5 protein-coding genes and 2 pseudogenes are annotated in these 8,000 nt (G+C 70.7%); 3 read left to right on the top strand and 4 right to left on the bottom strand.

The genetic code is table 11. The features are described from left to right. Positions 1-247 (top strand): annotated as a pseudogene (locus tag ADK57_RS25045) (sulfate adenylyltransferase small subunit); the annotation flags it as partial. A 2-nt stretch (positions 248-249) separates the two neighbouring features. After that, a pseudogene (locus tag ADK57_RS25040) lies at positions 250-1,478 on the top strand (sulfate adenylyltransferase subunit 1). Here ADK57_RS25040 and ADK57_RS25035 read toward each other — a convergent pair. Both ADK57_RS25035 and ADK57_RS25030 read right to left on the bottom strand, forming a co-directional pair. Continuing rightward, entirely contained in the window at positions 1,462-3,813 is a 2,352-nt protein-coding gene (locus ADK57_RS25035) for a bifunctional salicylyl-CoA 5-hydroxylase/oxidoreductase (protein ID WP_234390407.1), read from the bottom strand. The pseudogene ADK57_RS25040 and the gene ADK57_RS25035 sit on opposite strands and share 17 nt — an antisense overlap. After that, complete coding sequence (locus ADK57_RS25030; RefSeq protein WP_053751796.1) at positions 3,810-4,637, bottom strand: enoyl-CoA hydratase family protein; 828 nt, start codon at positions 4,635-4,637, stop codon at positions 3,810-3,812. The genes ADK57_RS25035 and ADK57_RS25030 overlap by 4 nt, the downstream gene beginning before the upstream one ends. A gap of 423 nt (positions 4,638-5,060) precedes the next feature. Between ADK57_RS25030 and ADK57_RS25025 the strand changes: the two genes are divergently transcribed. Next, positions 5,061-5,513, top strand: a complete 453-nt coding sequence (locus ADK57_RS25025) for an ATP-binding protein (protein ID WP_053751795.1) — start codon at positions 5,061-5,063, stop codon at positions 5,511-5,513. Positions 5,514-5,576: 63 nt separating this feature from the next. On the opposite strand, the gene argF is transcribed toward ADK57_RS25025, so the two are convergent. Next, a complete protein-coding gene (argF, locus tag ADK57_RS25020; protein WP_053751794.1) occupies positions 5,577-6,584 on the bottom strand; it encodes an ornithine carbamoyltransferase in 1,008 nt (335 codons plus the stop codon). A 61-nt stretch (positions 6,585-6,645) separates the two neighbouring features. Further along, positions 6,646-7,869, bottom strand: coding sequence for an arginine deiminase (locus ADK57_RS25015; RefSeq protein ID WP_053751793.1), 1,224 nt, complete (start codon positions 7,867-7,869; stop codon positions 6,646-6,648). Positions 7,870-8,000 lie beyond the last annotated feature (131 nt).

Below are 8,000 nucleotides of genomic sequence, written 5' to 3'. Positions count from 1 at the left end.
CATGTGGCTGACCGCGGGTGAGTGGGGCGGCCCGAAGGACACCGAGACCGTCGAGAAGCGGCAGGTCCGCTACCGCACGGTCGGCGACATGTCCTGCACGGGTGCCGTCGACTCCGACGCCGACACCATCGAGAAGGTGATCGCCGAGATCGCCGCTTCCCGTCTGACCGAGCGGGGCGCCACGCGCGCCGACGACAAGATGTCCGAGGCCGCGATGGAAGACCGCAAGCGCGAGGGGTACTTCTAACCATGAGCACGACCATCGACACGCTGCGGTTCGCCACGGCCGGCTCCGTGGACGACGGCAAGTCCACGCTCGTCGGCCGCCTGCTGCACGACTCCAAGTCGATCCTCACCGACCAGCTGGAGGCCGTCGAGCACGCCTCCCGCAACCGCGGCCAGGACGCCCCGGACCTGGCGCTCCTCACGGACGGGCTGCGGGCCGAGCGGGAGCAGGGCATCACCATCGCATCACCATCGACGTGGCCTACCGCTACTTCGCGACCCCGCGCCGCCGGTTCATCCTCGCCGACACCCCGGGCCATGTGCAGTACACCCGCAACATGGTCACCGGCGCCTCCACCGCCGAGCTGGCGATCGTCCTGATCGACGCCCGCAACGGCGTCGTCGAGCAGACCCGCCGGCACGCCGCCGTCGCCGCCCTGCTGCGCGTCCCGCGCGTGGTCCTCGCCGTCAACAAGATGGACCTGGTCGGGTACGAGGAGAAGGAGTTCGACCGGATCGTCGAGGACTTCGCGGGCCACGCGGCCGAGCTGGGCCTGCCCGGCTTCACCGCGATCCCGGTCTCGGCGCTCGTCGGCGACAACGTCGTGGAGCGTTCGGCGCACATGGACTGGTACCACGGGCCGGCCCTGCTGGAGCTCCTGGAGAACGTGCCCGTCGGCACCGGGGCCGCGGACGCCCCGACGCGCTTCCCGGTCCAGTACGTGATCCGGGACGGCGAAGTCCGGTACTACGCGGGCCAGTTGGCGTCGGGCACGCTACGGGTCGGCGACCGGGTCACCGTCCACCCGTCCGGCGAGACCTCCGAGATCACCGGCATCGACGTACTCGGCGTCGCCACGGACGTGGCGTACGCACCGCAGCCGGTCGGTGTGCGTCTGGCCGACCAGCGGGACGTCTCGCGCGGCGACATGATCACCGCCGGGGTCGATGTCCCCGCGCTCACCCGGGACGTCCGGGCGGCGGTCTGCCACCTGGCCGACCGCCCGCTGAAGGTCGGCGACCGCGTGCTGGTCAGGCACACGACCCGGACCGTCAAGGCGATCGTCGAGGACCTGGCCGGAGCAACCGAGTTGACGGTGAACGACCTGGGCCGGATCACCCTGCGCACGGCCGAGCCGCTGGCCCTCGACGACTACGCGCTCTCCCGGCGCACCGGCGCGTTCATCCTGATCGACCCGGCGGACGGCGCGACGCTGACCGCGGGGATGACCGAGCTCAACTCCCGAGACTGAGACGGGGTTTGGGGGCATCCGTCCGTCCCGTCTGCGGGCGGCGGCTGCCCGCCCGGTACGACGTCGGCCAGGCGACGCCCGGCCCGTCGTAACCCTGCTCGGCCGCCGCGTGCAGCGTCCAGTGCGGGTCGTAGAGGTGCGGGCGGCCGAGCGCGCACAGGTCCGTGCGCCCCGCCAGAACCAGGGAGTTGACGTCGTCCCAGGAGGAGATCGCGCCGACGGCGATCACCGGGATTCCGGTGTCGTGGCGGATGCGGTCCGCGTACGGCGTCTGGTACGACCGCCCGAACTCCGGCCGTTCGTCGGCCACGACCTGCCCGGTCGACACGTCGAGCGCGTCGGCGCCCTGTGCGGCGAAGGCGCGGGCGATCTCGACGGCGTCCTCCGCCGTGGTCCCGCCCTCGGCCCAGTCGGTGGCGGAGATCCGGACGGTCAGGGGCTTCTCCTCCGGCCACGCGGCCCGTACGGCGTCGAAGACCTCCAGCGGGAAGCGGAGCCGCTTCGCCAGTGAGCCGCCGTAGGCGTCGGTGCGGCGGTTGGTCAGCGGGGAGAGGAAGCCGGAGAGCAGGTAGCCGTGCGCACAGTGCAGTTCGAGGAGGTCGAACCCGGCGCGGGCGGCTCGCCAGGCGGCCGAGCTGAACTGTTCGCGGATGTCGGTGAGTTGGGCGCGGGACAGCTCGCGCGGGGTCTGGCTGAAGGGCTTGTACGGGATCGGGGACGCGGCCACCAGCGGCCAGTTGCCGTCGTCCAGGGGCTCGTCCATGCCTTCCCACATCAGCTTGGTCGAGCCCTTGCGCCCGCTGTGGCCGAGCTGCACACCGATCGCGGTGCCGGGGGCCTGCGTGTGCACGAAGTCGGTGATCCGTTTCCAGGCCTCGGCCTGCTTGCCCGTGTAGAGACCGGTGCAGCCGGGCGTGATCCGGCCCTCGGGGGACACGCACACCATCTCGGTCATGACGAGTCCGGCGCCGCCGAGAGCCCGTGCGCCCAGATGGACGAGGTGGAAGTCGCCGGGGAGGCCGTCGGTGGCCGAGTACATGTCCATGGGTGAGACGACGACCCGGTTGCGCAGGGTCAGGCCGCGCAGCCGGAACGGGGTGAACATCGGGGGCGTGCCGGGCGGGCAGCCGAACTCGCGCTCCACGGCCTCGGTGAAGTGGGCGTCGCGCAGGCGGAGGTTGTCGTGGGTGACGCGGCGGCTGCGAGTGAGCAGGTTGAAGGCGAACCGGCGGGGCGGCTGGTCGAGGTACAGGCCGAGGTTCTCGAACCACTCCAGGCTGGCGCGGGCGGCCCGCTGGGTGGAGGCGACGACGGGTCGCCGCTCCTCCTCGTACGCCGCCAACGCCCTTTCCAGGGAGTCCTGTTCCTCCAGGCAGGCGGCCAGCGCGAGGGCGTCCTCGACGGCCAGCTTGGTGCCGGAGCCGATGGAGAAGTGGGCCGTGTGGGCGGCGTCGCCGAGGAGGACGACGTTGCCGTGCGACCAGCGCTCGTTGACCACCGTACGGAAGGTGCTCCAGGCCGACTTGTTGGACTTCAGCGGCCGGCCGCCCAGCGCGTCCGCGAAGATCTTGGCGCAGCGCTCGACGGACTCCTGCTCGTCGAGCTCCCCGAAGCCGGCCGCCTGCCAGACCTCCTCCCGCATCTCGACGATCACGGTGGAGGCGTCGGCCGCGTAGGGGTAGCCGTGCAACTGCATCACGCCGTGCTCGGTCTCGGCGATCTCGAAGCGGAAGGCGTCGAGGGCGAAGTCGGCGGCGAGCCAGATGTACCGGCAGTGGTGGGCGGTCACATGGGGCCGGAACACATGGGCGTACGCCTCACGGGTGGTGCTGTGCACACCGTCGGCGGCGATGACGAGGTCGTACGCCTCCGCGAGCCAGGCCGGGTACGGCGCCTCGGAGCGGAATCTCAGCTCCACACCGAGCGAGTGGCAGCGCTCGTGCAGGATCTCCAGGAGGCGTCGGCGGCCCAGCGCGGCGAAGCCGTGTCCTGTGGAGGTGTGGCGGTTGCCTCGGTGGACGATGTCGATGTCGTCCCAGCGGGTGAAGTGCTGCTGGAGGGCCTCGTAGACGATCGGGTCGGCGTGCTCGATGCCGCCGAGGGTCTCGTCGGAGAGGACCACTCCGAATCCGAAGGTGTCGTCGGGGGCGTTGCGTTCCCAGAGGGTGACTTCGCGGGACGGGTCGAGGCGTTTGAGCAGAGCGGCGGCGTAGAGGCCGCCGGGGCCGCCGCCGGTGATCGCGATGCGTCGGGGGTGGCTTGTCGCCTCGGGCGGCCGCGGACCGGTGGGGGCTGGGCGCGCGGTTCCCCGCGCCCCTGGGGTGGGCGCACTCACCGACCGCTCCACTTGGGAGGTCGCTTTGCCTTGAACGCCTCATGGAACTCGGCGTAGTCCTCACCGTTCATCAGTAGGGCCTGGGTTGCGGCGTCCAGCTCGACGGCCGCAGCGAGCGGCATGTCCAGTTCCGCCGTGAGCAGCGCCTTCGTCTGGGCGTACGCCAGTGCCGGGCCCTCGGCCAGGCGGCGGGCCAACGCCCCGGCGGCCTGGTCGGCGCGCCCCTCGTCGGTCAGCTCGCTGATCAGGCCGATCCGCTCGGCCTCGGGGGCGCGGACCGGCTCGCCGAGCATGAGCAGCCGGGTGGCGTGGCCGAGGCCGACGACCCGGGGCAGCAGATAGGCGGCGCCCATGTCGCCGCCGGACAGGCCGACCCGGGTGAAGAGGAAGGCGAAGCGCGCCGACGGGTCGGCGACCCGGAAGTCCGCGGCCAGGGCCAGTACCGCGCCCGCGCCCGCCGCCACCCCGTGCACTGCCGCGATCACCGGGAACGGGCACTCCCGTACGGCCCGCACCACCTGTCCGGTCATCCGGTTGAAGTCGAGGAGCTGGGCGGTGTCCATGGCCAGGGTGGCGCCGATGATCTCGTCGACGTCGCCGCCGGAGCAGAAGCCGCGCCCCTCCCCCGCCAGCACCAGGGCGCGCACGGACCGTTCCCGGGACAGTTCGGCGAGCAGGTCGCGCAGGTCGGCGTAGGCGCCGAAGGTGAGCGCGTTGAGCTTGTCGGGGCGGGCGAGGGTGACGGTGGCGACGCCGTCGGTGAGGTCGACGCGCAGGTGCTGCCAGTGCGGGGTGCGGGCGGCGGAGCCGGTGAAGGGACTCACGAGGTGCGGCCTCCTCGTTCGGTGGCGGGCACTGCCTCACGGAGCTCTGTCCTTCGAAGCTATCACTCATCTGTGACTGTCGTCACGAGGGCGCGATAAACCGGCCCGGGACTTGACCCGGGATCGGGACTTGACCCGGGATCGGGACTTGACCCGGGATCGGGACTTGACCCGGGACATGACTCGGCGCCTGCCGCCGACGCGGAACACGGCACGGGACATGACCACGGATCCGACCCGGCGCCGTCACATCCGTCACGGCTCGTCGACATCCGCGTAACGGCGGGAGCAGCCGTGCGAGGCGGGGCGTTCACCCGGGTAAGCCGCCTGCAACGGGGCCGAAGGTCCCGTACGGTGCCCGTCGGATGCCTCTGCCGGGCGGCGCCGTACCATTCATAAGGTTGAAAGCAGGACAGCCTGCTCATGAACGGAACCGCCTTGCACGAACGCCCCGCCGCCTCCGCCTCCTGGCGCATCGCGCTGCCGCACTCCGCCGCGGCCGTGCCGGTGGCCCGCGCCCTGGTGCGCACCGCGCTGGCCGAGCTGGAGCACGGGGCCGACAGCGACACCGCGGAACTGCTGACGGCGGAGCTGGTGGCGAACGCCGTGGAGCACACCGCCGGGGACGCGCCGATCGAGCTGGTGGTGGAGCTGCTGCCGAGCGGCTGCCAGGTCGAGGTGCACGACCCGGACCCGGCGCCGCCCGGCAACCTCACGCTGCCGGCGGTCACGGAGCCGGACCCCTGGCAGGAGCACGGGCGCGGTCTGCTGCTGATCCGCGCCCTCAGCTCGTCCTGCGGTCACCGCGCCACCGAGTCCGGCAAGGCGGTGTGGTTCAGGCTGCCGACGGTGCCGGCTCAGCGGCGTCCGGTGTGACCGGTTCCGAAGCCTCGGTGAGCCTGGGGTGACTCCGGGCCGCCGGCAAGCATGAGGACCAGGTCAGGCCAGGGTGGCCACGAGGACGGCCTTGATGGTGTGCAGACGGTTCTCCGCCTCGTCGAAGACGACCGAGTGCGCCGACTCGAAGACCTCGTCGGTCACTTCGAGGGACTCCAGGCCGTGGGTCTCATGGATCTCCTGCCCGACCTTGGTGCCGAGGTCGTGGAAGGCCGGCAGGCAGTGCAGGAACTTCACGTCCGGGTTGCCGGTGGCGCGCAGGACGTCCATGGTCACGGCGTACGGGGCGAGGGCGGCGATCCGCTCGTCCCAGACCGACTTGGGCTCGCCCATGGAGACCCAGACGTCGGTGGCCACGAAGTCGGCGCCCGTGACGCCCTCCTCCAGTGACTCCGTGAGCGTGATCCGGGCGCCACTGGCCTCGGCGAGCTCACGCGCCCGGTCGACGATCTCCTGGGCCGGCCAGTAGGACTTCGGCGCGACGATCCGCACGTCCATGCCGAGGAGAGCGCCGGTGATCAGGTAGGAGTTCCCCATGTTGAAGCGGGCGTCGCCGAGGTAGGCGAAGGCGATCTCCCTGACCGGCTTGGTGCTGTGCTCGGTCATCGTCAGCACGTCGGCCAGCATCTGGGTGGGGTGCCAGTCGTCGGTCAGGCCGTTGTAGACGGGCACGCCCGCGTACGCCGCGAGCTCCTCGACGCCGGCCTGGCTGTCCCCGCGGTACTCGATCGCGTCGAACATCCGCCCGAGTACCCGCGCGGTGTCCTTCACGGACTCCTTGTGACCGATCTGCGAGCCCGACGGATCGAGGTACGTCGTCGAGGCGCCCTGGTCGGCGGCGGCGACCTCGAACGCGCAGCGCGTGCGCGTCGAGGTCTTCTCGAAGATCAGCGCGATGTTCCGGCCCTGCAGGTACCGCGTCTCGGTCCCGGCCTTCTTGGCGGCCTTCAGCTCGGCGGCCAGCTCGATCAGGCCGAGGAACTCCTGCTCGGTGAGGTCGAGTTCCTTGAGGAAGTGGCGACCGGCAAGGACGGTCGGGACTGTCGCCATGGGGGGCGCTCCAGGGATACGAGAACAATTACCCTGGAAGTCTATACGATGATTGGCATTTCTATACGGCCTCCCGTTCGACCGGACAACTCATGCACCGGGGTCCGCCCCGCCCCCGCCCCAGCTCGCTCCCCGGGATCTCGATCACCTCGATGCCCCGCTTGCGCAGGTGGGTGTTGGTCGTGGCGTTGCGCTCGTAGGCGACGACGACTCCCGGCTCCACGGCCAGGACGTTGCAGCCGTCGTCCCACTGCTCGCGCTCGGCCGCGTGCACGTCCTGGGTGGCGGTCAGGACGCGGATCTCACTGAGGCCGAGCGCGGCGGCGATCGCGCGGTGCATGTGCTCCGGCGGGTGGTCGGTGACCTTGAGCTCCTTCTCACCGACGCCCGGTTCGATGGTGTACGAGCGGAGCATGCCGAGCCCTGCGTACTGGGTGAAGGTGTCGCCGTCGACCATCGTCATCACGGTGTCGAGGTGCATGAAGGCACGCCGCTTGGGCATGTCGAGGGCCACGATCGACTGTGCGGAGCCCGCGTCGAACAGCTTGTGCGCGAGCATCTCGACGGCCTGCGGGGTCGTCCGCTCACTCATGCCGATGAGCACCGCCCCGTTGCCGATGACGAGAACGTCCCCGCCCTCGATGGTCGACGGGTAGTCGGCCTGCCCCTCCGACCACACCTGGAAGGTCTCGTCGCGGAACAGCGGGTGGTGCCGGTAGATCGCCTCGAAGTGCACGGTCTCGCGCTGCCGGGCCGGCCAGCGCATCGCGTTGATGGAGACGCCGTCGTAGATCCAGGCGGAGGTGTCGCGGGTGAAGAGGTGGTTGGGCAGCGGGCCGAGCAGGAAGTCGTCCAGGTCCATGACATGGAAGCGCACGGAGGTCGGCTCCTCGTGAACGTCCAGGAACTCCCGCTTGGTCATGCCGCCGACCAGCGCCTCGGCCAGTTCGGCGGCGGGCAGGGTCTCGAAGGCGGCCCGGAGGTGGTCGGTGGCGAGTACCCCGTACTCCTTCTCGTCGAAGACCCGGTCCAGGACGAGCGCTCGGGCCGCCGGGATCTCCAGGGCCTCGGTGAGCAGGTCGCCGAAAAGGTGGACGGCCACACCGCGGTCGCGCAGCACGTCGGCGAACCCGTCGTGCTCGGCGCGCGCCCGGCGCACCCACAGCACGTCGTCGAAGAGGAGGGCGTCCTTGTTGCTGGGGGTGAGCCTTTTGAGCTCGAGATCCGGCCGGTGAAGGATGACGCGGCGCAGCCGCCCGGCCTCGGAGTCGACATGGAATCCCATGTCTCCATCCTGACCATCGGGGGGCGTCTTGACCCGTCGCTCAGGTGTTTCCACGGGCACTTGTTTTCGTCCTATTGACGATAATCGCGGTCGCCGCTTATCGTCGGCGAGACGAAAAACGAGGGGATCTC

This window comes from Streptomyces sp. MMG1533 (assembly GCF_001279775.1).
Lineage (GTDB): Bacteria > Actinomycetota > Actinomycetes > Streptomycetales > Streptomycetaceae > Streptomyces.
Note: the sequence above shows the minus strand (reverse complement) of the source record. Positions and strands in the feature narration are given on the sequence as shown.